The organism is Arenimonas composti TR7-09 = DSM 18010 (assembly GCF_000426365.1).
In the GTDB taxonomy this organism is placed as follows: domain Bacteria; phylum Pseudomonadota; class Gammaproteobacteria; order Xanthomonadales; family Xanthomonadaceae; genus Arenimonas; species Arenimonas composti.
On sequence record NZ_AUFF01000001.1, the window covers coordinates 136,459 to 159,478 of the forward strand.

23 protein-coding genes and 1 pseudogene are annotated in these 23,020 nt (G+C 72.1%); 14 read left to right on the plus strand and 10 right to left on the minus strand.

The annotated features are described in order from the left end of the window. Nucleotides 1-3: 3 nt before the first annotated feature. The 6 genes from K311_RS0100660 to K311_RS0100685 are packed head-to-tail and all read left to right on the plus strand — an operon-like array spanning nt 4 to nt 5,665. On the plus strand, nt 4-933 hold the full coding sequence (locus tag K311_RS0100660) for an ABC transporter ATP-binding protein (RefSeq protein WP_026815706.1): 930 nt from the start codon (nt 4-6) through the stop codon (nt 931-933). Further along, nucleotides 930-1,664 (plus strand): ABC transporter permease subunit, encoded by a 735-nt coding sequence (locus K311_RS0100665; RefSeq protein WP_026815707.1) that lies wholly within the window; start codon nt 930-932, stop codon nt 1,662-1,664. The genes K311_RS0100660 and K311_RS0100665 overlap by 4 nt, the downstream gene beginning before the upstream one ends. 4 nt (nt 1,665-1,668) lie before the next feature. Further along, the gene (locus K311_RS0100670) at nt 1,669-3,531 is read left to right on the plus strand and encodes a GldG family protein (RefSeq protein WP_043797626.1); all 1,863 of its coding nucleotides are present in this window, start codon (nt 1,669-1,671) and stop codon (nt 3,529-3,531) included. Next, nucleotides 3,531-4,574, plus strand: a complete 1,044-nt coding sequence (locus K311_RS0100675) for a DUF4340 domain-containing protein (RefSeq protein WP_161627280.1) — start codon at nt 3,531-3,533, stop codon at nt 4,572-4,574. Before K311_RS0100670 ends, K311_RS0100675 begins: the two co-directional genes overlap by 1 nt. A gap of 10 nt (nt 4,575-4,584) precedes the next feature. Next, nucleotides 4,585-4,989 carry a DUF423 domain-containing protein gene (locus tag K311_RS0100680; RefSeq protein ID WP_154659403.1) on the plus strand — a complete coding sequence of 135 codons (405 nt, stop codon included), beginning with the start codon at nt 4,585-4,587 and terminating at the stop codon, nt 4,987-4,989. 7 nt (nt 4,990-4,996) lie between these two features. Continuing rightward, complete coding sequence (locus K311_RS0100685) at nt 4,997-5,665, plus strand: DNA-3-methyladenine glycosylase family protein (protein ID WP_026815711.1); 669 nt, start codon at nt 4,997-4,999, stop codon at nt 5,663-5,665. A 121-nt stretch (nt 5,666-5,786) separates the two neighbouring features. Here the strand turns inward: K311_RS0100685 and K311_RS0100690 are convergent, their stop codons facing one another. The 6 genes and pseudogenes from K311_RS0100690 to K311_RS0100715 form a co-directional block, all read right to left on the minus strand. Further along, the gene (locus K311_RS0100690) at nt 5,787-6,581 is read right to left on the minus strand and encodes a M15 family metallopeptidase (RefSeq protein WP_026815712.1); all 795 of its coding nucleotides are present in this window, start codon (nt 6,579-6,581) and stop codon (nt 5,787-5,789) included. A gap of 15 nt (nt 6,582-6,596) precedes the next feature. Then, nucleotides 6,597-6,788 carry a hypothetical protein gene (locus K311_RS0100695; RefSeq protein ID WP_026815713.1) on the minus strand — a complete coding sequence of 64 codons (192 nt, stop codon included), beginning with the start codon at nt 6,786-6,788 and terminating at the stop codon, nt 6,597-6,599. 27 nt (nt 6,789-6,815) lie between these two features. Next, the gene (locus tag K311_RS17310; RefSeq protein ID WP_051239347.1) at nt 6,816-7,349 is read right to left on the minus strand and encodes a PH domain-containing protein; all 534 of its coding nucleotides are present in this window, start codon (nt 7,347-7,349) and stop codon (nt 6,816-6,818) included. Nucleotide 7,350: 1 nt separating this feature from the next. Then, the gene (locus tag K311_RS0100705) at nt 7,351-7,545 is read right to left on the minus strand and encodes a type II toxin-antitoxin system antitoxin (RefSeq protein WP_026815714.1); all 195 of its coding nucleotides are present in this window, start codon (nt 7,543-7,545) and stop codon (nt 7,351-7,353) included. 1 nt (nt 7,546) lies between these two features. Continuing rightward, nucleotides 7,547-8,236 (minus strand): annotated as a pseudogene (locus tag K311_RS0100710) (SPFH domain-containing protein); the annotation flags it as partial. 233 nt (nt 8,237-8,469) lie between these two features. Beyond that, nucleotides 8,470-9,369 (minus strand): esterase-like activity of phytase family protein, encoded by a 900-nt coding sequence (locus tag K311_RS0100715; protein WP_026815716.1) that lies wholly within the window; start codon nt 9,367-9,369, stop codon nt 8,470-8,472. Between the two features lie 131 nt (nt 9,370-9,500). Here K311_RS0100715 and purT point away from each other — a divergent pair, with 131 nt between their 5' ends. Continuing rightward, a complete protein-coding gene (gene purT, locus K311_RS0100720; protein WP_043797628.1) occupies nt 9,501-10,706 on the plus strand; it encodes a formate-dependent phosphoribosylglycinamide formyltransferase in 1,206 nt (401 codons plus the stop codon). Between the two features lie 109 nt (nt 10,707-10,815). Here the strand turns inward: purT and K311_RS0100725 are convergent, their stop codons facing one another. From K311_RS0100725 to K311_RS0100740, 4 genes are read right to left on the minus strand one after another with little or no spacing between them, the layout of a single operon-like run. After that, on the minus strand, nt 10,816-12,084 hold the full coding sequence (locus K311_RS0100725) for an endonuclease/exonuclease/phosphatase family protein (RefSeq protein ID WP_081683210.1): 1,269 nt from the start codon (nt 12,082-12,084) through the stop codon (nt 10,816-10,818). Nucleotides 12,085-12,131: 47 nt separating this feature from the next. Next, nucleotides 12,132-12,848 (minus strand): arginyltransferase, encoded by a 717-nt coding sequence (locus K311_RS0100730; RefSeq protein ID WP_026815719.1) that lies wholly within the window; start codon nt 12,846-12,848, stop codon nt 12,132-12,134. A gap of 11 nt (nt 12,849-12,859) precedes the next feature. Further along, the gene (gene asd / locus K311_RS0100735; protein ID WP_026815720.1) at nt 12,860-13,732 is read right to left on the minus strand and encodes an archaetidylserine decarboxylase; all 873 of its coding nucleotides are present in this window, start codon (nt 13,730-13,732) and stop codon (nt 12,860-12,862) included. Beyond that, nucleotides 13,729-14,418, minus strand: coding sequence for an SCO family protein (locus K311_RS0100740; protein WP_026815721.1), 690 nt, complete (start codon nt 14,416-14,418; stop codon nt 13,729-13,731). Before K311_RS0100740 ends, asd begins: the two co-directional genes overlap by 4 nt. A gap of 79 nt (nt 14,419-14,497) precedes the next feature. Between K311_RS0100740 and prmB the strand changes: the two genes are divergently transcribed. From prmB to trpB, 7 genes are all read left to right on the plus strand, one after another. Beyond that, nucleotides 14,498-15,418, plus strand: a complete 921-nt coding sequence (gene prmB, locus K311_RS0100745; protein ID WP_026815722.1) for a 50S ribosomal protein L3 N(5)-glutamine methyltransferase — start codon at nt 14,498-14,500, stop codon at nt 15,416-15,418. Between the two features lie 9 nt (nt 15,419-15,427). After that, nucleotides 15,428-16,525 (plus strand): chorismate synthase, encoded by a 1,098-nt coding sequence (gene aroC / locus K311_RS0100750; protein WP_026815723.1) that lies wholly within the window; start codon nt 15,428-15,430, stop codon nt 16,523-16,525. A gap of 154 nt (nt 16,526-16,679) precedes the next feature. Further along, complete coding sequence (locus K311_RS0100755) at nt 16,680-17,699, plus strand: aspartate-semialdehyde dehydrogenase (RefSeq protein WP_425476560.1); 1,020 nt, start codon at nt 16,680-16,682, stop codon at nt 17,697-17,699. Nucleotides 17,700-17,779: 80 nt separating this feature from the next. Further along, on the plus strand, nt 17,780-20,188 hold the full coding sequence (locus K311_RS0100760) for a motility hub landmark protein FimV (RefSeq protein ID WP_026815725.1): 2,409 nt from the start codon (nt 17,780-17,782) through the stop codon (nt 20,186-20,188). Nucleotides 20,189-20,244: 56 nt separating this feature from the next. Further along, a complete protein-coding gene (truA, locus tag K311_RS0100765) occupies nt 20,245-21,018 on the plus strand; it encodes a tRNA pseudouridine(38-40) synthase TruA (protein ID WP_026815726.1) in 774 nt (257 codons plus the stop codon). A 9-nt stretch (nt 21,019-21,027) separates the two neighbouring features. Then, nucleotides 21,028-21,657: a phosphoribosylanthranilate isomerase gene (locus K311_RS0100770; RefSeq protein ID WP_026815727.1), complete on the plus strand. Its 630-nt coding sequence runs from the start codon at nt 21,028-21,030 to the stop codon at nt 21,655-21,657. Next, complete coding sequence (gene trpB, locus K311_RS0100775; RefSeq protein WP_026815728.1) at nt 21,638-22,879, plus strand: tryptophan synthase subunit beta; 1,242 nt, start codon at nt 21,638-21,640, stop codon at nt 22,877-22,879. The genes K311_RS0100770 and trpB overlap by 20 nt, the downstream gene beginning before the upstream one ends. Nucleotides 22,880-23,020: the final 141 nt, after the last annotated feature.

The window sequence follows — 23,020 nt, forward strand, 5'->3', positions numbered from 1 at the left end:
GCAATGATCGAGGCACACGCCCTGCACAAGCGCTACGGCCGCCTGCTGGCCGTGGACGGGATCAGCTTCAAGGTCGAGCCCGGTGAGGTCCTCGGCTTCCTCGGCCCGAACGGCGCCGGCAAGTCGACGACGATGAAGATGATCGCCGGCTTCCTCGCCCCGACGTCCGGTTCGGCGAAGGTCTGCGGCCACGACGTGCAGACGCAGCCGATGGGCGCCCGCCGCTCGCTCGGCTACCTGCCGGAAGGCGCGCCGGGTTACGGCGAGATGTCCCCCGACGGCTTCCTGCGCTTCATCGCCGACGTCCGTGGCCTCGCCGGCGACCGCCGGCACGGGCGCATCGCCGCGGTGCGTTCGCGGCTGCAGCTCGACGGCGTGTGGGAACAGCCGATCGACACCCTCAGCAAGGGCTACAAGCGCCGCGTCGGCCTGGCGGCGGCGATCCTGCACGACCCGCCGGCGCTGGTGCTCGACGAGCCCACCGACGGCCTCGACCCGAACCAGAAGCACGAGGTGCGCACGCTGATCCGCGAGCTCGCGCGCGAGCGCACGGTGCTGCTGTCGACGCACATCCTCGAGGAGGTCGAGGCGGTCTGCAGCCGCGCGATCATCGTCGCCCGCGGCCGCGTGCTCGCCGACGCGACCCCGGCGGAACTGCTGGCGCGCTCGCGCTACCAGGGCGCGGTGTCGCTGCTGGCCGAGGACAGCATCGCCGCCCGCGCCGCCCTCGACGGCATGCCCGGGGTCAGCGGCTTCCACCAGGAAGGTCCGGACGGCCGCCTGTACGTGTTCCCGCAGGGGCGGCCGGTGCCGCTGGACGCGGTCGGCGAGCGCCTGCGCCAGCGCGGCGTGGCCTTCCGTGGCCTGCAGCCGGAACGCGGCCGGCTCGACGAGGTGTTCCGGGCGATCACCGCCGGGGAGGAAGCGGCATGACGGCGGTGCGTGCGGTCTTCAGGCGCGAATTCCTGAGCTATTTCGCCACCCCGCTGGCGGCGGTGTTCCTGGTGATCTTCCTGGTGCTCGCGGGGGTCTGCACCTTCCAGCTCGGCGGTTTCTACGAAGCCGGGCAGGCCGACCTGCAGGCCTTCTTCCGCTACCACCCGTGGCTCTACCTGCTGCTGGCGCCGGCGATCGCGATGCGCCTGTGGGCCGAAGAACGCAAGAGCGGCACCCTCGAGCTGCTGCTGACACTGCCGCTGGCGCCCTGGCAGGCGGTGCTCGGCAAGTTCCTCGCGGCCTGGGCCTTCCTGGGCCTGGCGCTGGCGCTCACCTTCCCGATGTGGATCACCGTGGCCTGGCTGGGCGACCCCGACCACGGCGTGATCCTCGCCGGTTACCTCGGCAGCTGGCTGATGGCCGGCGCCTTCCTCGCGGTCGGCAGCGCGCTGTCGGCGGCGACGCGCAGCCAGGTCGTCGCCTTCGTGCTGACCGTGGTGACCTGCCTGGTGCTGCTGCTCGCCGGCTTCCCCGTCGCGCTGGACTGGGTGCGCGGCTGGGCCGCGCAGCCGGTGGTCGACGCGGTCGCCGCGCTGAGCTTCCTCACGCATTTCCAGGCGATCAGCCGCGGCGTGCTCGACCTGCGCGACGTGGTGTTCTTCCTGCTGTGCATCGCCGCCTGGCTGGCCGCGACGGTGATCGTGATCGACATGAAGAAGGCGGACTGAAGCGATGAACGTCACCCGACGTCTCTATCCGCTGCTGGCGCTGCTGCTGCTGGCGCTGGCCTTCGTCGCGCTGGTGGCGCTGAACTCGGTGGCGCTGCGCGGCGTGCGGCTGGACCTGACCCGCAACGGCCTGCACACGCTGTCGCCGGGCACGGTGGCGATCCTCTCGGAACTCGAGGAGCCGGTGCGCCTGCGTCTGTACTACTCCGAGCAGCAGACCCGCGACCGCGGCGAACTGCAGACCTTCCGCGTCTACGCGACGCGGGTGCGCGAGATGCTCGAGGAGATCGCCGCGCGTTCCGGCGGCAGGCTGACGTTCGAGGTCGTCGATCCGGAGCCGTTCTCCGAGGCCGAGGACCAGGCCGCGGCCTACGGGTTGTCGTCGCTGCAACTCAACACCGCCGGCGACCGGCTCTATTTCGGCCTGGTCGGCAGCAACAGCGTCGACCGCGAGGAGATCATCCCGTTCATCCAGCCGGGCCGCGAGACCCTGCTCGAATACGACATCGCCCGGCTGATCGCCGGCCTCGGCCGCGACGAGCGGCCGGTGGTGGCGATGCTGAGCGGCCTGCCGACCGGGCCGCAGGCGGAACCGGGTGGCCCGGCGACCGCCGGCTGGGTGTTCGACCGCCATCTGCGCGAGATGTTCGAGCTGCGCCGGCTGCAGGGCCAGCCGACCTCGATCGCCGACGACGTCGACCTCCTGCTGCTCGTGCATCCGAAGGGCCTGAACGAGGACACCCAGTACGCGATCGACCAGTACGTGCTGCGGGGCGGCAAGCTGCTGGCGTTCGTCGATCCGGATGCCGAATCCGACCCGGCGGCCTTCGATCCGCTGATGCAGGTCGCGGTGACGATCCCGCGCGCCTCCGACCTGCCGCAGCTGTTCGCCGGCTGGGGCATCCGCTTCGATCCGGGGCAGATCGTGCTCGACGACCGTTACGCGCTGCAGGTCGAGGACAGCGAGCGGCGGCCGGTCCGCCACCTCGCGGTGATCGGCCTCGACGAGGCCGGCATGAATCCCGACGACGTCGTCACCGCCGACATCGGTTCGCTGAACTTCTCCAGCGCCGGTGCGCTCGAGCTGGCGCCCGACTCGCCGCTGCAGATGGAACCGCTGGTGCAGAGTTCGACCGCCGCGGCGCTGGCACCGGTGGCGAAGGTGCGCGAGAGCGCCGCCAATCCGGGCGCGCTGCGCACCGGCTTCCACGCCAGCGGCAATCCCTACGTGCTGGCGGCGCGCTTCAGCGGGCCGGCGCGCAGTGCCTTCCCGCAGCGCGCCGGCGCCGGCCACCTCGCCGAGGCGACGGCGCCGGTCAATATCGTCGTCGTCGCCGACACCGACGTGCTGACCAACCGGCTGTGGGTCACCGTCAGCCAGTTCCTCGGCCAGGAAGTGGTGAACACGCCGTTCGCCGACAACGGCGCCTTCATCTACAACGCGGTCGACAACCTGGTCGGCGACGCGCACCTGATCTCGGTGCGCGCGCGGCAGCCGGCGACCCGCCGTTTCGAAGTCGTCGAATCGCTGCGCCGCAACGCCGAGGAGCGCTACCGCAGCACCGAGGAGCAGCTGCAGCGGCAGCTCGGCGAGATCGAGCAGCAGCTGATCGCGCTGCAGCAGCCCGGCGAGCAGGCGCAGGCGATGACCCCGGCCCAGGCCGAGCAGCTGGTGCGCTTCCAGGAAGAAAGGCTGCGCATGCGCCGCGAGCTGCGCGAGGTGCAGCGCCGGCTCAACGCCGACATCGACGGCCTCGGCACCCGCCTGACCCGCATCAACGTGCTCGGCATGCCGGCGCTGGTCGTGCTGGTTTCGCTGTTCGTCGCCTGGCGGCGCTGGTGGCGGCGACGCGGAGCGGCGGCATGATGAACCCACGTGGACTCGCGATCGCCGCGCTGGCGGTGCTGCTGCTGGTGATGGTCGCCTGGTGGTCGCTGGAGCGGCGCGACGCGGTCACCGCGCCGTCGGCGGGGCTGATGCTGCCGGAACTCGCGGCGCGCACCGACGCGCTCGAGCGCATCGAACTGCGGGTGGCCGGCGGCCGCACCGCGGTCGACCTCGTGCGCGTCGACGGCGAATGGCGGATGCCGGCACGCACCGGCTGGCCGGCGAACCAGCGCCGGATCGGCGACGCCCTGCGCCTGCTCGCCGAAGCGCGCCGCATCGAGGCCAAGACCGCCGATCCCGCGCGCTGGTCGCGGCTGGGACTCGAGGACGTCGCCGCCGAAGACGCCAAGGGCGCCGAGCTGGTGCTCTCGGGCGGCGGCGACCCGCTGCGCGTCGTCATCGGCGGCAACCATCCCTCGCTCGGCGGCAGTTATGTCCGCGTCGGCGCCGACCCGCAGGCCTGGCTGCTCGACGCCGACATCGAACCCGCGCGCGAGCCGGCGCTCTGGCTCGATCGCCGCCTGGTCGACATTCCGGTCGCGCGTGTCGCGCGCGTGCGCATCGCCGCGACCGGCGCACGCCCGTTCGAACTGGTGCGCGCCGACGACGGCTTCGGGCTCGACGGATTGCCGCCGCAGGCGCTCGGCAATCCCGATGCCGCGATGGCGACCGCCGGCTTCGCCGAGCCGCTGCAACTGGAAGACGTCGCCGCCGACGACGGCGAGCCGGCGCCGACGCTGATCGCCGACATCGCCACCGTCGACGGCATCGACCTGACGGTGACCGCGTGGCGGCAGGACGACATCACCTGGGCGCGGCTGTCCGCGAACTTCGACGCGGCGCGCGCGCAGGCCTGGCTCGCGCAGGGCGGGGCTGCCGACGCCGACTCACGGCTCGCGACGCTGCGCCTGCAGGTCGAAGGCTGGCAGGAACGCTGGCAGGGGCGGCGCTTCCGCCTGCCGGCGCAAAAGGCGGAACTGTTGTGGCGGACGCGCGAGGAATACCTCGCCGACCGGCGCTGAGCCGGGCGCGATGACGTCGCCGGTCGTGCCGCCCGGAACCGCGTCGTCCGGAACCGCGCCGCGCCTGCCTGCAAGCGCCGCGCGCCGGCTCGCCGCCCTCGGCGCGGTCGCCTGTGCGTTCGCGGTCGGGCTCGCGGCCTACGCCAGCCACGGCCTCGACGGCGCGGCGGCGCAGCGGGGCGGCATCGCCGCGGCCTTCTTCTTCGCGCATGGTCTCGCGCTGCTGCTCCTGGCGCCCGGCGCGGGCCGGCTGCGACTCGCGGCGCTGGCGCTGCTCGCGTTCGGCATGCTGCTGTTCGCCGGCAGCCTGGCCGCTGCCGCGCTCGCCGGGTGGCCGACGCGGCTGGCGCCGGCGGGCGGCTTGTCGCTGATGGCGGCCTGGCTGATCATCGCCGGCGACGCCCTGCGTCGCTGAGGACTCCATGGCCCGATATCCGCGCGGCTTCGATCTCGATGCCGGCATCGCCCACCTGCGCCGCCGCGACCGCCGTTTCGGGCGCTGGATCGACCGTATCGGCCCGCTCGACGTCGCCGCCGGCTGGCGGCGGCCCTTCGATCCCACCGATGCGCTGGCGCGCGCGATCCTCTACCAGCAGCTGTCGGGCAAGGCCGCGGCGACGATCGTCGGCCGCGTCGAGGCGGCGATCGCCGCGAAGAAGCTGCATGCCGACACCCTGGGCCGGGTCGACGACGCGACCCTGCGCGCCTGCGGGGTTTCCGGCAACAAGACCGCCGCGCTGCGCGACCTCGCCGCGCGTGCCGCCGCCGGCGGGATCCCGAGCGTACGCGAGATGGCGACGCTGGCCGATGCCGCGATGATCGAGCGCCTGACCGCGGTGCGTGGCATCGGCCGCTGGACCGTCGAGATGATGCTGATGTTCCGCCTCGGCCGCCCCGACGTGCTGCCGGTCGACGACCTCGGCGTGCGCAAGGGCGCGATGATCCTCGATCGCCGCGACGACCTGCCGAAACCGCGCGAACTCGCCGAACGCGGCGAAGCCTGGGGCCCGTACCGCACGCTCGCCGGCCTCTACCTGTGGCGGATCGCCGACGGCGAGGGTGCGGCGGTGCCGCGGTCGCAGGGCGATTAGCGAGTGGAGAGTGGAGAGCAACGAGTAGGAGCGGCTTCAGCCGCGATCACTGGCGCGCAGCGCGCCCGCACCAACGGCGCGCGCCTTCACTCGTTACTCGTTACTCGTTACTCGTTACTCGTTACTCGCGGCTCCACCGCCAATGCCACGGCTCATACACGATCCCGTGCGGATTGCCGCGCGGGTAGCTCATCGTGAAGCCGAAACCAGCCGCGCGGCGCTGCAGCCAGGCGAAGGCCGGCGTGGTCTCGAAGCTTTCCTCCGCCGGCGGCTCGCCCGGCGTACCGAGGTCGAGGGCCTCGCCGCCGTGATGTTCGCTGTAGCCGGGGGCGGCATTGACCGCGAGGATCTGCGCGACCGTCTGCCCGCGCGCGAGCTTCCGTTCGAAGATGCCGAGCTGGTAGTCGTGGCTGCGCCAGCCGGAGATCGCGTGGATCGTGATCCCTTCGACCGCGGCGGCGGCGCGCATGCGTTGCCAGGCGGCCGCGGCGGAAGCGCGCAGCCAGAGCGGCCGGCGCCAGCGGTCGCGGCCGGCGTACTCCAGCCGGTCGGGCTCGGCGACGAGGGCGAGCCCGGTGTCGGCGGCGTAGGCCACTTCATCGAGGCCGAGCGCGCCCAGGCGCGCCTGCAGGCCGGCGAGCGGCACCGCGCCGGCGTCGGCCTGCTTGCGCGCGTCGAACACCGCGAGCCGCTCGAGCATCGCGCCGAGGCCGGGCTCGCGCGCGAGCCGCGACATCAGCGCATGCAGGCCCTGTGGGCCGAAAGCCGCGAGGAAGCGCCCGTCGGCCTTCCGCCGCAGGCACCAGTCGGCATGGGCGAGGGCGCGGGCATCGGCATTGCCGCGCGCGCGCAGCAGCCACGCCGGCCAGGCTTCGATCGTTTCGCTGTTCAGCAGGGAGGTCGGCGCGCGGCGCACGGCGTCGGGCTTCCGTCAGTCGGCGTCGCGGTCGCCGGTGTCGCGGCGTTCCGGCTCGCGGTCGCTGGCGCGGCGCGGGCTGCCGTCCCAGGGCATCGGGTCGACCGTGCTGACCCGGCCGGGTCCGGCGTCGTCCATCAGCCGCCGGCGCAGCAGCACCAGCGCCACCACCAGCACGATTCCGCCGCCCACGACCAGCCAGTGCATTCGCCCGCCCTTCCGGCTCCGGCCGGTTCAGCCCGCGACGCTGCGGAGGACGTCGAGCACCGCCTGCGGGTTGCGGAAGCTTAGCAGCCACACCGTTCCGTCCGCGTGCGACAGCACCAGCACCTTCGCCGGATCGGTGACCAGGCAGAAGACCTTGCGGCGATCGCGGCTGCGGTAATGGCCGGCGCGCAGGCCGGGCAGGGAGAAGCCCAGCGTCTTCAGCCACGGCCGCAATTCGGTGCGCTCGCGCAGGTCGACGATGCGTGCCTTGTCGAGGTCGAAGTCCGCCACCGCCGCGGTCCGCGAGAACCAGGCCGCCGACACGCGGATCGACCGTCCGTCGAAAGCGACCCGGCGGCGCAGCAGCGGCAGCAGGATCGCGCAGACGATCAGCATCGACATCGCCAGTCCCGCGAGCGCGCCGAGCGGCGTCAGCGCGTCTTCCTGCGCCCGCACCGCCATCAGCACCGCGACCCCGAGCGGAACGCCACCGCCGACCGCCAGTACCGTCGCCACGGTGGCCTTGCCGAGCGGCGGCAGGGCGAAATTGCGCCAGGCCATGTCAGGTCTCCTCGTCGCCCGGGGACGCGTCCCCGGACTGGTCGGGTTTCGGCAGGCGGCCGGCCCGCCGCAGCGCATCGCGCAGCACGTACTCGATCTGCGCGTTCAGCGAACGCAGCTCGTCGTCCGCCCACAGCTGCAGCGCCTCGAGCACCGGTGCGCTGATGCGCAGCGGATAGGCTTTCTTCGCGCTCACCTCAGTAGATGGAGCCGGCGTTGACGACCGGCTGCGTACCGCGCTCGCCGCAGAGCACGACCAGCAGGTTGCTGACCATCACCGCGCGCCGCTCCGGGTCGAGCTCGACGACGTTGCGCGCCGACAGCTGTTCCAGCGCCATCTCGACCATGCTGACCGCGCCTTCGACGATGCGGGTGCGGGCGGCGATGATCGCGGAGGCCTGCTGGCGCTGCAGCATCGCCTGGGCGATCTCCGGGGCGTAGGCGAGGTGGCTGATGCGCGCCTCGATCACGTGCACGCCGGCCTGGGCCAGGCGCTCCTGGATCTCGTCGGTCAGGTGCTTCGAGATCTCGGTCGCGTGCGAGCGCAGGGCGATGCGGCCGTCGTCGTGCAGGTCGTAGGGATAGCTGGTGGCCATCGCGCGCAGCGCGGCTTCCGACTGGATGTGCACGAAGCTCTCGTAGTCGTCGACGTTGTAGACCGCCTCCGCGGAATCGACGACCTGCCAGACGATCACCGCGCCGATCTCGATCGGGCTGCCGTCGGAGTCGTTCACCTTCAGCTTGCCGCTCTCGAAGTTGCGCACGCGCAGGCTGACCTTCTGCGCCGAGTAGAAGGGGTTGTTCCAGCGCAGGCCCTGTTCCTTGACGGTGCCGACGTACTTGCCGAACAGGCTCAGCACCGCCGCCTGGTTGGGTTCGACCATGTAGAAGCCGCCCAGCGAGACCATCGCGACCACGGCGAGCAGGATGCCCGCGATCACCACGACCGGCTGCGGCTGCTGCACGCCGGCGATGAAGACGACGATGGCCAGCACGATCAGCAGGATCAGGCCGAGCAGCGCCGGGATGCCGGGCAGCGAACGGACGGTGAGCTCTTTCATGACATTTCCTCCCGAGTGTGAGAGGAAGATATCACGGTGATATCAGATTGCAAGAGCGGTCAGTCGACGATCCGGAACCACCAGAGCGGCGAGGGCAGCTGCTCGCTGCCTACCAGCAGGGCGCGGCCGTCGAGGCTGAAGGCGACCGCCTCGGCCTGTGGGGTGAAGGGCAGCGGCAGCGAGGGCAGTGGCCGGGCGAGGGCATCGGCCCAGTCGCCGTCCTCGGGACGGACGACGAAATACAGCGCGCGATAGTTCAGCACCGCCAGCAGGCGGCCGTTGGGACTCAGCGCGGCGCCGGTGATCTGGGCACGGTAGCGGCCCCAGGTCGGGCTGCGGCGCAGGTCCTCGGCAGTCGGCTGCTGGATCCCCTGCAGCCGGCCCAGGCGTTCTGCGACCAGCACGTCCGGGCTGCCGGCCGGCGGGCGCAGCGGCAGGCGGTAGAGCTCGGCCGGCACGCGTTTCTTGGTGATCAGCAGCACCTCGCCACGCTCGGGATCGACCGTCACCGCCTCGCAGTCGCGCGGGCCGTCCGGCCAGCGGAAGCGCAGCGTCCACGCCACCGGCGCGGTTTCGCCGGCGTCCGGTTCCTCGAGCACGTGCAGGCGCACCTCGGCGCGCAGGCCGCCGTTGTCGCCGGTATCGGCGATCAGCAGGTAGTCACGGCCGTCGAGCCGGAACGAGGCGAGGTCTTCCCAGTCGATGTTGCGCGTGTCGGCGAGCTCGGCGCTGCCGCGATGGCTGCCGTCCGGATCCAGCAGGTGCAGCGTCGCGCTGGCGCCGCTGTCGTTGAGCGCCCAGAACCGGCCCGGATGCCGGCGCGACGCGGCCAGGCCGCTGAGCTCGCCGATCCGCGGATCGGTGAGCAGGCCCGCGGGCTCGGCGCCACGCCAGTGCATGGCTTCGGCGGGTGCGGCGACGAGCAGGGACGCGAGCAGGAAGAGGGTCGACGGACGCATGCAACGGCGGATGCGAAAGGGGCCCCGAGGATGCCAGAAGCGCAAGCGCGGCTGCACCCGGCAGTGCGGCTGTCCGCCGGCGCGGGACGGAGAAACTACAATCGCGGCTCCTTCCGCTGCCGCTGCCGCCCATGACCGCTCCTGCTTCCGCGACCCTCGGTACCCCGCTGTCCCCGCACGCGACCCGCGTGCTGCTGCTCGGCGCCGGCGAACTCGGCAAGGAGGTCGCGATCGAGCTGCAGCGCTTCGGTGTCGAGGTGATCGCCGCCGACCGCTACGGCGACGCACCGGCGATGCAGGTCGCGCACCGCTGCCACACCCTGAACATGCTCGACCCGGCGGCATTGCGCGACCTGATCGCACACGAGAAGCCCGACATCGTCGTGCCCGAGATCGAGGCGATCCACACGCCGACCCTGGTCGAACTCGAGGCCGAGCGTGGCCAGCGGGTTATCCCGACCGCTCGCGCCGCGCGCCTGACGATGGATCGTGAGGGCATCCGCCGGCTCGCTGCCGAGACGCTCGGGCTGCCGACCTCGCCCTACCGCTTCGTCGACAGCCGCGAGGAATACCTCGAGGCCGTGCGCGCGATCGGCCTGCCCTGCGTGGTCAAGCCGGTGATGTCCTCGAGCGGCAAGGGCCAGAGCACGGTGCGCAGCGAGGCCGACATCGACACCGCCTGGGACCATGCGCAGACCGGCGGCCGCGCCGGCCAGGGGCGCTGCATCGTCGAGGGCTTCGTCGACTTCGAGTACGAGATCACCCTGCTGACCGTTCGCCACCGCGACGGCGTCGCCTTCTGCGACCCGATCGGCCACCTGCAGGTCGCCGGTGACTACCGCGAAAGCTGGATGCCGCAGCCGATGTCGGCGAAGGCACTGGAACGCGCGCGCGGGATCGCCGCGACGATCACCGGCGAACTCGGCGGCTGGGGCGTGTTCGGCGTCGAGCTGTTCGTGCGCGGTGACGAGGTCTGGTTCAGCGAGGTTTCGCCGCGCCCGCACGACACCGGCATGGTCACGATGATCGGCCAGGAACTGAGCCAGTTCGCGCTGCATGCCCGCGCGATCCTCGGGCTGCCGATCCCGAACATCGCCACCCTCGGCCCGGCCGCCTCCTGCGCGGTGCTCGCCGAAGGCCACGGCGTGCCGGTCTTTTCGAACGTCGATGCCGCGCTCGCCGAACCCGACACCGCGCTGCGCCTGTTCGGCAAGCCGCGGGTCGAAGGCCAGCGCCGCGTCGCCGTGACGCTCGCCCGCGCCGCCGACGTCGACGGCGCCCGCGGGAAGGCGCGGCGGGGGGCGGCGGCGCTGGGGGTGGCGCTCAGCAGCGAGTGACGAGTGGAGAGCAACGAGTAACGAGTGAGGGCCCGCGCCTTTGGCGCGAGCTTCTACTCGTTACTCGTTACTCGTTGCTCTTCGCTCTTCGCTCGTTACTCGTCGTTGGTCAGTCGCCTTCGACATCGACCCACACCAGATGATGGTCGCTGGCCGCGGCCCAGTCGGCGCCGGGCTGGCCGGGCGCGGGCCAGAACACGCCGCTGGCCGGTGCGCGCAGGCCGGTCGACGGCAGCACGTAGTCGACGCGGTAGCGGCCGCGGCCGAAGTCGGCGGTGTCGTGGCCGGCGAAGCCCTGGTGGCCGTCGCCGCCGGATGCCGCCGACGCGGCGATCGCGCCGGGGCTGCGCGGCGACGCCATCCGCAGCACCCGCGGGTGTTCGAGCAGCTGCTGGATCGCGCCGGGCAGGCTGCCGCCGTCGGCGGGATCGGCGTTGTAGTCGCCGGCGATCACGAAACGCTCGCTTCCGGCGAGGCCGCCGCAGCGGCCGGCGTCGTCGCACAGCCAGGCGGCGTCGGACGGCGCGTCGTCGAGGTAGTCGGCCCACAGCCGGATCTCGTCGTGGTTGCGGGCGGCGTTGCGCTTCTCGGGGCCGTCGAAGGCCGGCGGGGTCGGGTGCGCGACCAGGAAGTGCACGCGCCCGAACGGCGTTTCGACCGGCAGGTCCCAGTGCGACTTCGAGCTCAGGCGCAGCGCCGTCCAGACCTCGGTCGGGTAGAACGGCAGGCCGGTGTCGGGGAACACCGGCGCCTTCGCGCCGGGCAGGCTGCTCCACTTCAGCAGACGGAAGCTGCGCACCGCGTCGGCGTCGAGCGGGAAGCGCGACAGCACCAGCATCCCGTACTGGCCCGGGTGCAGGCCGTAGCCCCAGGCATCGTTGCCGCGCACGCGGCCGTCGCCGCCGACGACGCCGTTGCCGTCGAGGTCGAGGCCGCTCGGCACGCCGGTATTCACCTCGGCGGCGTAGCGGTAGGGATAGGCGATCGCCTGCTGCCCGTGCTGGCCGACACCGAGGTAGTCGCGAACGAATGCTTCGGCCGCGGCGCCGTCCGGGTCGTAGTCGAACTCGTTGAGCAGCAGCACGTCCGGACGCACGTGCTGGATCACCGCGGCGATCTTCGCGGCGTCGGCATCGCCGGCCTGCAGGCGGCGCAACAGGCCGCCGTCCTCGTCGGAATACAGCGACGTGTTGTAGGTCGCGAAGCGCACGTGGCCGGGCGCCGGTGCCGGCAGCGGCGGGACGGCGATGTCGGCCTTCGCGGGTGCCGTCGCCTCGCCGGTCGCGGCCGGCAGTGCGTCGGTGGCGGGGTCACCGCTGGACCGGCAGCCGCTCATGGCGAGCGCCGACAGCAGCGCGGCGGTAAGCAGGAGTCGCATCGGGGTCGTGCTCCAGGCATTCGATTCGGGGGCGTGGCGGCGCGCCGTCACGTTTCGGGCAACGGCCGCCACTCGGCGCCGTCGAGGTATTCCAGCGGGCGGTACTGGCGCTTGTAGGCCATCTTCGGGTGGTCGGCGAGCCAGAAGCCGAGATAGACGTGGCGGCGGCCTTCGTCGCGCGCGCGCTGGATCTGCCGCAGCAGCGCATAGGCGCCGAGGCTGCGCCCGGCGAGTTCGGGATCGTAGAAGGTGTAGACCGCCGACAGCGCGTCCGGCACGACGTCGGTGACCGCGAGCGCGACCAGGCGCCCGTCGAGGCGGAATTCCATGAACTCGGTCGGGCTCCAGGCGCAGGACAGGAAACCGTCGAAGTTCTCCGGCAGCGGATCGTCCATGCCGCCACCGCGGTGGCGGGCATCGAGATAGCGGCGATACAGCGCGAAGTTCTCGGCCGTGCGCCGCGGCGCGGCGATGCGCACGCCCAGGTCGGCATTGCGCGCCAGGCAGCGCCGCTGCGTGCGGTTCGGCGCGAAGCGCGCGACCGGCACCCGCACCGAGATGCAGGCTCGGCAGCCGCTGCAGTAGGGCCGGTAGACGTGGCCGCCGGAACGGCGGAAGCCCATCGCCAGCGCCTGCGCGAACAGGCTCGGCAGCTGCGGGTCGGCGGGGTCGACGATCAGGTCGCGGCTGAGCCGGTCGGGCCAATAGCCGCAGGCGTGCTCGAGGGTCTGGAAAAGGCGGATCGCGTGCTGGTTGGTGCCCATCGCGCGCCTCCTCAGGCCTGCCCGTTCTCCGCCTGCGGCCGCCGCCGCAACACCGTGCCGAGGCGACCGCCGAGCCGGGTCACCGTCTCGGTCGGCAGGGCCTCCAGGGCCACCGCCTCGCGCGGGAACAGCATGATCACCGTCGAGCCGTAGTTGAAGCGGGCCATCTCGGCGAAGCGCTGCAGGCTCACGCCATGGCCGCGCCAGTCGCGGCGGACCGGCCGGCTCGCGTAGGCCGGGATCTCGACCCCGTTCCACACCGTCTCGACACCGGACACCAGCAGCGCGCCGACCATCACCACGCACATCGGCCCGAAGTCGGTGTCGAAGTGGCAGACCAGGCGCTCGTTGCGTGCGAACAGGCGCGGGATCGCCTGCACGCCCCAGGGCGCCACCGTGAACAACCGCCCGGGCACGTGCAGCGTCTCGACCAGGGTGCCGGTCCACGGCATGTGCACGCGGTGGTAGTCGCGCGGCGACAGGTAGATGTTGGCGAACCAGCCGTCGGCATAGGCGGCGGCGAAGTGGGCGTCGCCGAGCAGCTCGGTGGCGGTGAAGGCGTGGCCCTTGGCCTGGAAGATGCGGCCTTCCTCGATGCGGCCGATCTGGCTGACCTTGCCGTCGGCCGGCATCACCAGCGCGTCCGGATCGGCCTCGCAGCGGCGCGCATCGGGGCGCAGCTCGCGGGTGAAGAAGGCATTGAAGTGCAGGTAGCTGCGCGGATCGGGATCCGCGGCCTCGCTCATGTCGACGCCGAAGCGGCGGATCACCAGCCCGATCAGCCAGTCCTTGAACCACGGCGTGCGCGTACGCGCCGCCGAGTACGCCAGCTTCGACAGCAGGCGGTGCGGCAGCGCGTGCTGCAGCCAGACCTTCAGGCTCATGGCGCCTCCGTGGCGAGCAGGGCGAGGTCGGCGGCGATCGCTTCCGGATCCAGCGGCGGTTGCGGCGCGTGCTGCGGCTGGATCACGCCGGTGCGGCGGCCCTGCGGATCGAGCACGACGAGGGTCGCGCTGTGGTCCATCGTGTAGTCGCCGGCCGCCGTGGCGACCTTCATGTAGACGAGGCCGAGGCCGGCGGCGAACTGCTGCAGCGCCGGCTCCGGCGCGGTCGCGGCGAGGGTTTCCGGGTGGAAGAACGCGGCGTACTGGCCCGTCTTCTCCGGCGTGTCGCGCTCCGGATCGACGGACACGAACAGCACCTGCGGCCGGATCGCTTCCGGCAGCGCTTCCCACTGCCGCTGCGCCTTCGCCAGGTCCTGCAGCGTGGTCGGGCAGACGTCCGGGCAATGGGTGAAACCGAGGAATACGATCGTCCAGCGCCCGCGCAGGTCGGCCGGCTCGAGCGGGCTGCCGTCGGATTGCTGCAGCACGAACGGGTCCAAAGGACGCGGCGCGTGCAGGCGCACGCTGCGCAGGCGTTCCTGGGCGACGGCCGGCGTCTCCGCCGTGGCCGGCGGCCCGACCCCGGCACGCGCGGCCGATGCGTCGAAATACAGGCGTCCCGCCCACAGCCCCAGGCCGGCGCACAGCGCCACCAGGACGATCAGCAGGTTCGTGCGGTTGAACACGGCGTCTCCGGACGTTCGGCGGCCGGGAAGTATAGCCCCCGTGCCGCTATACTCGCGGCCTTGCGAAGGACGGGTACACATGACGACGGAACTCGCCACGATCGTCGATTTCATCCGCTACGGCGCCAGCCGTTTCAATGCCGCCGGCCTGAGCTTCGGGCACAGCATGGACAACGCCCTCGACGAGGCGACCCAGCTGGTGCTGCATGCGCTGCACCTGCCGCACGACCTCGGCCCGGCCTACGGCCAGGCGAAACTCACGGCCGAGGAGAAGCAGGACGTGCTGGCGCTGTTCACGCGCCGCATCAACGAGCGCATCCCGGCCTGCTACCTCACCGGTGAGGCCTGGTTCGCCGGCCTGAGCTTCAAGTCCGACCCGCGCGCGCTGGTGCCGCGTTCGCCGATCGCCGAACTGATCGAGGCCGGCTTCGAGCCCTGGCTCGGCGGCCGCGAGGTGCAGCGCGCGCTCGACCTGTGCACCGGCTCCGGCTGCATCGGCATCGCCACCGCGCACTACCACCCGCACTGGCAGGTGGACTGCGTCGACATCGACGAGGCCGCGCTGTCGCTGGCGCGCGAGAACGTCGAGCGGCTGGAGACGCGCAACGTGCGGCTGCTGAAGTCGGACCTGTTCCGCCAGCTCGAGGGCGAGGTCTACGACCTGATCGTCACCAACCCGCCCTATGTCACCCACGCCGAAACCGATGCGCTGCCGGCGGAATACGGGCACGAGCCCGAACTCGGCCTGCGCGCCGGCGACGACGGCCTCGACCTCGCGCTGGAGATCCTGCGCGACGCGCCCGCCCACCTCAGCGAACACGGCCTGCTGATCTGCGAGGTCGGCGAGAGCGAGCGCGCGCTGGTCGATCTGCTGCCGCAGCTGCCCTTCGCCTGGGTCGAATTCCGGGTCGGGCAGATGGGCATTTTCGTGATCGAGCGCGACGACCTCGTCGAACACCATGCGCGCATCCGCGAGCTGGCCGATGCGCGCCGGCGCTGAGGCGCGCCCGTGAGCGACAACAGCTTCGGCCGCCTGCTGCGGCTGACCACGTTCGGCGAAAGCCACGGACCGGCGATCGGCTGCGTGCTCGACGGCCTGCCGCCGGGCATCGCGATTTCGCCGGAAGACTTCCGCGCCGATCTCGAACGGCGCGCCACCGGCCGCTCGCGCCATACCTCGCAGCGGCGCGAGGCCGACGAGGTCGAGATCCTCTCGGGCGTGTACGAAGGCGTCACCACCGGCACCCCGGTCGCGCTGCTGATCCGCAACACCGACGCGCGCAGCAAGGACTACGCGGCGATCGCCGAACGGTTCCGCCCCGGCCACGCCGATTACACCTACCAGCAGAAATACGGCCATCGCGATCCGCGTGGCGGCGGCCGCAGCTCGGCGCGGGAGACGACGATGCGCGTCGCCGCCGGCGTGATCGCGAAGAAATGGCTGGCCGAGCGCCACGGCGTGCGCGTGCGCGCCTGCGTCGTGCAGATCGGCGACATCGTCCCGCGCGCGTTCGGCTGGAACGGGGTCGACGACAACCCGTTCTGCTGGCCGGATCCCGGCCAGATCGGCGAACTCGAGGCCTTCCTGGACAGCCTGCGCAAGTCCGGCGATTCGGTCGGCGCGAAGGTGCGCTGCAGCGCCACCGGGGTGCCGCCGGGCTGGGGTGCACCGGTCTACGGCAAGCTCGACGCCGAGATCGCCGCGGCGATGATGTCGATCAACGCGGTGAAGGGCGTCGAGATCGGCGCAGGGTTCGCCGCGGTCGGCCAGTTCGGCACGCGCCACCGGGATGCGATCACTCCGGAAGGCTTCCTGAGCAATCACGCCGGCGGCATCCTCGGCGGCATCAGCAGTGGCCAGGACATCGAGGTCGGCATCGCCTTCAAGCCGACGTCGAGCCTGCGCCTGCCGGTGGCCAGCGTCGACGTGCGCGGCGAACCGGTCGAGGTCGTGACCACCGGCCGCCACGACCCCTGCGTCGGCCTGCGCGCGCCGCCGATCTGCGAGGCGATGCTGGCGCTGGTGCTGATGGACCACGCCCTGCGCCACCGCGCCCAGTGCGCCGACGTCTTCCAGCCCACCCCGCGCGTCCCGTCGTCGCCATGATTCCGCCACATCGGCGCCACCGTGGGACGGCAACCTCCGCGGCAAGCGAAAAAACCAGCACAACGGAAAGAGCCGATAAGCCCGATGCGGCTGCGGAACCGGTTCGATCGGCCTTGATCGGCTCTGATCCGTTGTCCATTCCAGGATCCAGTCGATGAGCAGCAGGTACAACGTGGCGGTGGTGGGGGCGACCGGGGCGGTCGGCGAGGCGATGCTGGCGATCCTCGCCGAGCGCGGGTTCCCGGTCGGCGAGCTGCACCTGCTGGCCAGCGAGCGCTCGGCCGGCGAGACCGTCGAGTGGAACGGCCGCGCGATCGTCGTGCGCGACCTCGCGGACTTCGACCCGGCGGGGATCGACATCGCGCTGTTCTCCGCGGGCGCTGGCGTGTCGAAGAAGTACGCGCCGAAGTTCGCCGCCGCGGGCGCCGTCGTGATCGACAACAGTTCGGCCTTCCGCTACGACGACGACGTGCCGCTGGTGGTCGCCGAGGTCAATCCGGAGCAGTGCGCGAACCGCCCGCGCGGCATCATCGCCAATCCGAACTGCTCGACGATGCAGATGCTGGTGGCGCTCGCGCCGCTGCACCGCGCCGCCGGCATCGAGCGCATCAACGTCTGCACCTATCAGTCGGTGTCCGGCGCCGGCCGCAGCGGCATGGAGGAGCTCGGCCGGCAGACCGCGGCGATGCTCAACTTCCAGCCGCACGAACCGGCGAAGTTCCCGGTGCAGATCGCCTTCAACCTGATCCCGCACATCGACGAGTTCCTCGAGAACGGGTTCACGAAGGAGGAAATGAAGATGGTCTGGGAGACCCGCAAGATCCTCGGCGACGAGGCGATCGGCGTGAACCCGACCGCGGTGCGGGTGCCGGTGTTCTTCGGCCATTCCGAGGCCGTGCACATCGAGACGAAGCGCAGGCTCGGCGTCGACGAGGCGCGCGAACTGCTGGCGGCCGCGCCGGGCGTCGAGGTGATCGACGAGCGCGAGCCCGGCGGCTATCCGACGCCGGTGACGCACGCCGCCGGCACCGATGCCGTTTACGTCGGCCGCCTGCGCGAGGATCCGTCGCATCCGCGCGGGCTCGACCTGTGGATCGTCTCCGACAACATCCGCAAGGGCGCGGCGCTGAATGCGGTGCAGCTCGCGGAAATCGTGGTCAACGAGCGCGCGTGACCGGTATATTCCGGCCGTTGCCCCAGCACGCGCACGTCCGGGAAACGGCGGCGCAGGGGCACCACGGGGAGAGTCGCGTCGTGAAGATCAGGCACCTTCAGCTTCCGCTGGCACTGGCGCTGGCGCTGGGAGCCGGCAGCGCCCACGCGCTCGGCCTCGGCGCGATCCAGGTCCGCTCGGGCCTGAACGAGCCGCTGGTCGCCGAGATTCCGATCCTGTCGGCATCGTCCGGCGAACTGGACCAGCTGAAGGTGCGGCTGGCGTCGCCGGAGGCCTTCGCGCGCGTCGGCCTCGAACGCCCCGCCGGGCTCACCGCCAACCTGATGATGGAAGTCACCCGCAACGCCGCCGGGCAGCCGGTGGTGCGGGTGACGACGCCGGGCCGCTTCAACGAGCCCTACCTGACGTTCCTGATCGAGGCCGAGTGGGGCAATGGCCGCGTCGTGCGCGAATTCAATGCGCTGATCGACCCGCCCTACATCGCGCCGGCGGTGGTGCGGCCGCTGGCCACGCCGCCGTCGCCGGCGGTCGCTGCACCGGCGCCGGTACCGGCGCTGCCGGTCGCGACCGAGCCGGAAACCAGCGCCGTTCCGGACGCACAGGCCGCCGAGCCGGCGCCACTGGCCGAGCCCGAACCGCTGCCGCCGCCCGAGCCGGCGCCGCGGCCCGAACCGGCACCGGTCGCGGCCGCACCGCAGCCGCAACCGCAGGCACTGCCGCCGCAACCGCAAGCCCTGCCGCCGCCGTCGCAGCCCGCGCCGCAGCCGCAGTCGCAGCCACAGCCACAGCCACAGCCACAGCCGGTCGCGTCGCCACCGGCGCCGGAACCGGTGGCGGGAGACATCACCGTCGCCGACGGCCAGACGCTGTGGGCGATCGCCGAACGCGCCCGCGAAGGCCGCGGCATCAGCATCAACCGGATGATGGTGGCGCTGCAGCGCACGAATCCGGAAGCCTTCATCGACGACAACATCAACCTGCTCAAGAGCGGCGCGGTGCTGCGGATTCCCGGCAGCGAGGCGATCGCCGCGCTGAGCGATCAGGAAGCCGCGCTGCTGGTGCGCCAGCAGAACGACGCCTGGCAGAGCCGGCGCCGGCCGGTACCGCAGCCGGCGGTGGAGACCGTCGACGCTGCCGCGGCACGTGCGCCCACACCGGCCACGCGCACGCCGGCACCGGCGGGCCGCCTGGAGATCGCGCCGCCCGGTGGCGATCCGTCGGCCAGCCCGGCGGCGCAGTCCGGTGCCAGCGACTCCGGCACTGGCAGCGAGCTGCGAGCCGAACTGACCCAGGCGCGCGAGGACCTTGCCGCGCGCAGTGCCGAGGTCGCCGAGCTCACCTCGCAACTCGACGAACTCGAGAGCGAACGCAGCGACACCGAACGCCTGATCGCGATGCAGAGCAGCCGCCTGCAGGCGCTGCAGGACCAGCTCGCCGCGCGCGAAGCGGCCGCGGCAGCGGAGGCGCCGGCGCCCGACGCGGCGCCGGCCACCGCCGATGCGCCGGCACCGGCCGAGGCCGCGGCGACGCCCTGGTACCTGAACCCGTTCGTGCTCGCCGGTGGCCTGCTGATCCTGCTCGGCGGCCTGGTGATGGCATTGCGCGGCCGCCGCTCACCGGCGCCGACCGTCGTCGGCCGCCGCATTTCCGACGACGACGCGTTCCGCGCGACCGTCGCCGCGCGCTCGCCGGAGGACGCGGGCGATGCGGTGGGCGGGGAAACGGCGATCACCGAGGACGCCGGAGCCGCCGTCGAGGACGAGGAGACGATCGGCGGCGATCCGGTGCAGGCGCGGCTCGAACAGGCCGTGCGCGACCGCCCGGACGACCTCGAGGCGCACATCAGCCTGCTGCGCCATCTGTACTCCTACCACCGCGTCGGCGAGTTCGAGGCGGCGGCGCAGGCGATGCGCAGCCACGTGCGCAGCACCCTCGATCCGCGCTGGCGCGAGGCGGTGGTGATGGGCGTCGCGCTGTCGCCGGGCAATCCGCTGTTCAGCCAGGCCGGCTGGAACACGCCGAAATTCGCCGGCGACCGCGTCCAGGGTCCGATCACCGCGCCGGCGCCTGCCGTCGCGCCGGCCCCCTCGCCGGAGCCGCAACCCGAGCTGGAACCGCAACCCGAACCCGAACCCGAAGCGCCCGTCGCGGTCGCGCCGGCGATGCCCGCGGACGTCGCCGCCCCGGTCGCCGCCCCGCCGGTCACCGCCGCGACGCTGGAAGAGGAACTGCGCGCGCTCGAAGCCGACCTGACGCCGGCGTCGATGCCGCCGGCGGACACCAGCGCGCTCGACGACGACATCGAACTCGACCTGCGTCGCGGCGCCACGGCCGAGGACGACGGCAGCGAGACCAAGATCGAACTCGCGCGCGCCTACCTCGACATCGGCGATGTCGACGGCGCCCGCGGCATGCTCGAGGAAGTCATCGCCGAAGCCGGGCCGGCGGGGCGCGAGAAGGCGCGGCAACTGCTGCAGGAGATCGGCTGAGCACCGCTCACCGTCCCGGCGCCTGAAGGGCCGGGCGGCCTGGTCCGGCCACGCGCATGCGGCACGCCCTCGGCATCGAATACGACGGCAGCGGGTTCTCCGGCTGGCAGCGGCTCAAGCATGGGCCGTCGGTGCAGGCGGAGGTCGAAGCCGCCCTCGGTTTCGTGCTCGACCACCCGGTCGACGTCACCTGCGCCGGCCGCACCGATGCCGGCGTGCACGCGGCCTGCCAGGTCGTGCATTTCGACAGCGAGGCGCCGCGCACGCCCTACGCGCTGCGCCAGGGCATGAACAGCCGGCTGGCGCGCTCGGTGTCCGTGCTCTGGGCGATGCCGGTTCCCGACGACTTCCACGCCCGCTATTCGGCGCGTGCGCGCCGTTACCGCTACCGCATCCTCAACCGCGCCGTGCGGCCGGCGCTGCTGCGCGAGCACCTCACCTGGGAGCGGCTGCCGCTGGACGCCGCGGCGATGCATGCCGCCGCGCAGGCGCTGGTCGGCGAACACGACTTCAGCGCCTTCCGCACGGTGCACTGCCAGGCGCCGCATCCGGTGCGCGAACTGCAGCAGATCAGTGTCGTGCGCGAAGGCGAGCAGGTGATCGTGGAAGTGCAGGCGAATGCCTTCCTGCATCACATGGTGCGCAACATCGTCGGCAGCCTGCTGCCGGTCGGCCGCGGCGAGCGGCCGGCGGAATGGGTCGGCGAACTGCTCGCCGGCCGCGACCGCAGCGTCGCCGGTCCGACCGCGCCGGCCGCCGGACTGCTGTTCCTCGGCCCGCGCTACCCGGCCGCCTGGGGACTGCCGGCGGGCGTGAGCCTGCCGGGCTAGGATCCACGCATGCGCATCCGTATCAAGTTCTGCGGCCTGACCCGTCCCGGTGACGTCCGCCTGGCCGCCGAACTCGGCGTCGATGCGGTCGGCTTCGTGTTCGCGGCGCGCAGCCCGCGCCGGATCGAAGCGGCCGACGCCGCCGGCCTGCGCGCCGCGGTGCCGCCGCTGGTCGACGTCGTCGCGCTGTTCATGGACAACCCGGGCAGCGAGGTCGACACGGCGATCCGCGCGCTGCGGCCGACGCTGCTGCAGTTCCACGGTCGCGAGGACGATGCCTTCTGCCGCGGTTTCGGCCTGCCGTTCGTCAAGACGCTGGCGATGGGCGGCGGCGCCGACGATGCGGCGATGGCGCGGAAACGCTACCCTTCGGCCAGTGCCTTCCTGCTCGACGGCCATCGCCCCGGCGAACCCGGCGGCGCCGGCGCGCGCTTCGACTGGTCGACCATCCCGCCGCTGCCCAGGCCGGTCTTCCTCGCCGGTGGCCTGAACGCGGGCAATGTCGGCGAGGCGATCCGCATCGCGCGGCCCTACGCGGTCGACGTCAGCAGCGGCATCGAGAGCGCGCCGGGCATCAAGGACGGCGCGAAGATGCAGCAGTTCGTCGAAGAGACCCGCCGTGCAGACCGCAACGAATGAGCTCCCCGCCGCCGCCGACATCGCCGATTTCGCGGCGTGGCCCGATGCCGACGGCCACTACGGCCGCTGGGGCGGCACCTTCGTCGCCGAAACCCTGATCGAGCCGCTGCGCGAGCTCGCCGCCGCCTACGAACGCTGGCACCGGGACCCGGACTTCCTCGCCGAGCTGCAGGACGATTACCGCCACTACGTCGGCCGGCCGTCACCGGTCTACGAGGCCAGGCGGCTGTCGGCCCAGGTCGGCGGCGCCCGCATCCTGCTCAAGCGCGAGGACCTGAACCACACCGGCGCGCACAAGATCAACAACACCATCGGCCAGGCGATGCTGGCGCAGCGCATGGGCAAGCGCCGCATCATCGCCGAGACCGGCGCCGGCCAGCACGGCGTCGCCAGCGCCACCGTCGCGGCGCGCCTGGGCCTGGAATGCGTCGTCTACATGGGCGCCACCGATGTCGAGCGGCAGGCGCCGAACGTGTTCCGCATGAAGCTGCTCGGCGCCACCGTGGTGCCGGTGCACAGCGGTTCGAAGACGCTGAAGGACGCGCTGAACGAGGCGATGCGCGACTGGGTCACGAACGTGCACGAGACCTTCTACATCATCGGCACCGTCGCCGGCCCGCACCCGTATCCGAAGATGGTGCGCGACTTCAACGCCGTGGTCGGGCGCGAGGCGAGGGCGCAGTTGCTGGAGGAATACGGCCGGCTGCCGGACGCGGTCACCGCCTGCGTCGGCGGCGGCAGCAATGCGATCGGCATCTTCCACGCCTTCCTCAACGACCGCGACGTGCGCCTGGTCGGTGCCGAGGCCGCCGGCGACGGCATCGCCACCGGCCGCCACGCCGCCTCGCTCGTCGCCGGCCGGCCCGGCGTGCTGCACGGCAACCGCACCTACGTGATCTGCGACGACGACGGCCAGATCACCGAGACGCACTCGATCTCCGCCGGCCTCGACTATCCCGGCGTCGGCCCCGAACACGCCTTCCTCAAGGACACCGGCCGCGCCGACTACCAGGGCGTGACCGACGACGAGGCGATGCAGGCCTTCCACCTGCTCGCGCGCAGCGAGGGCATCCTCGCCGCGCTCGAGTCCAGCCACGCCGTCGCGATGGCCATCCGCCTCGCCCGCGAACTGCCCCGCGACGCCCTCGTGCTGTGCAACCTGAGCGGCCGGGGCGACAAGGACATCTTCACGATCGCGAGGCGTGAAGGCATCGAACTCTGAGTAACGAGTGGAGAGGAACGAGCAACGAGTAGACGCGCGCGCTGCGCGCGAACTGCATCGCTCCGGCACTCGCCCCTCGCGCCGAAGGCGCGCGCCCTCACTCGTTGCTCGTTACTCTCCACTCGTTACTCGGGTCTTCCG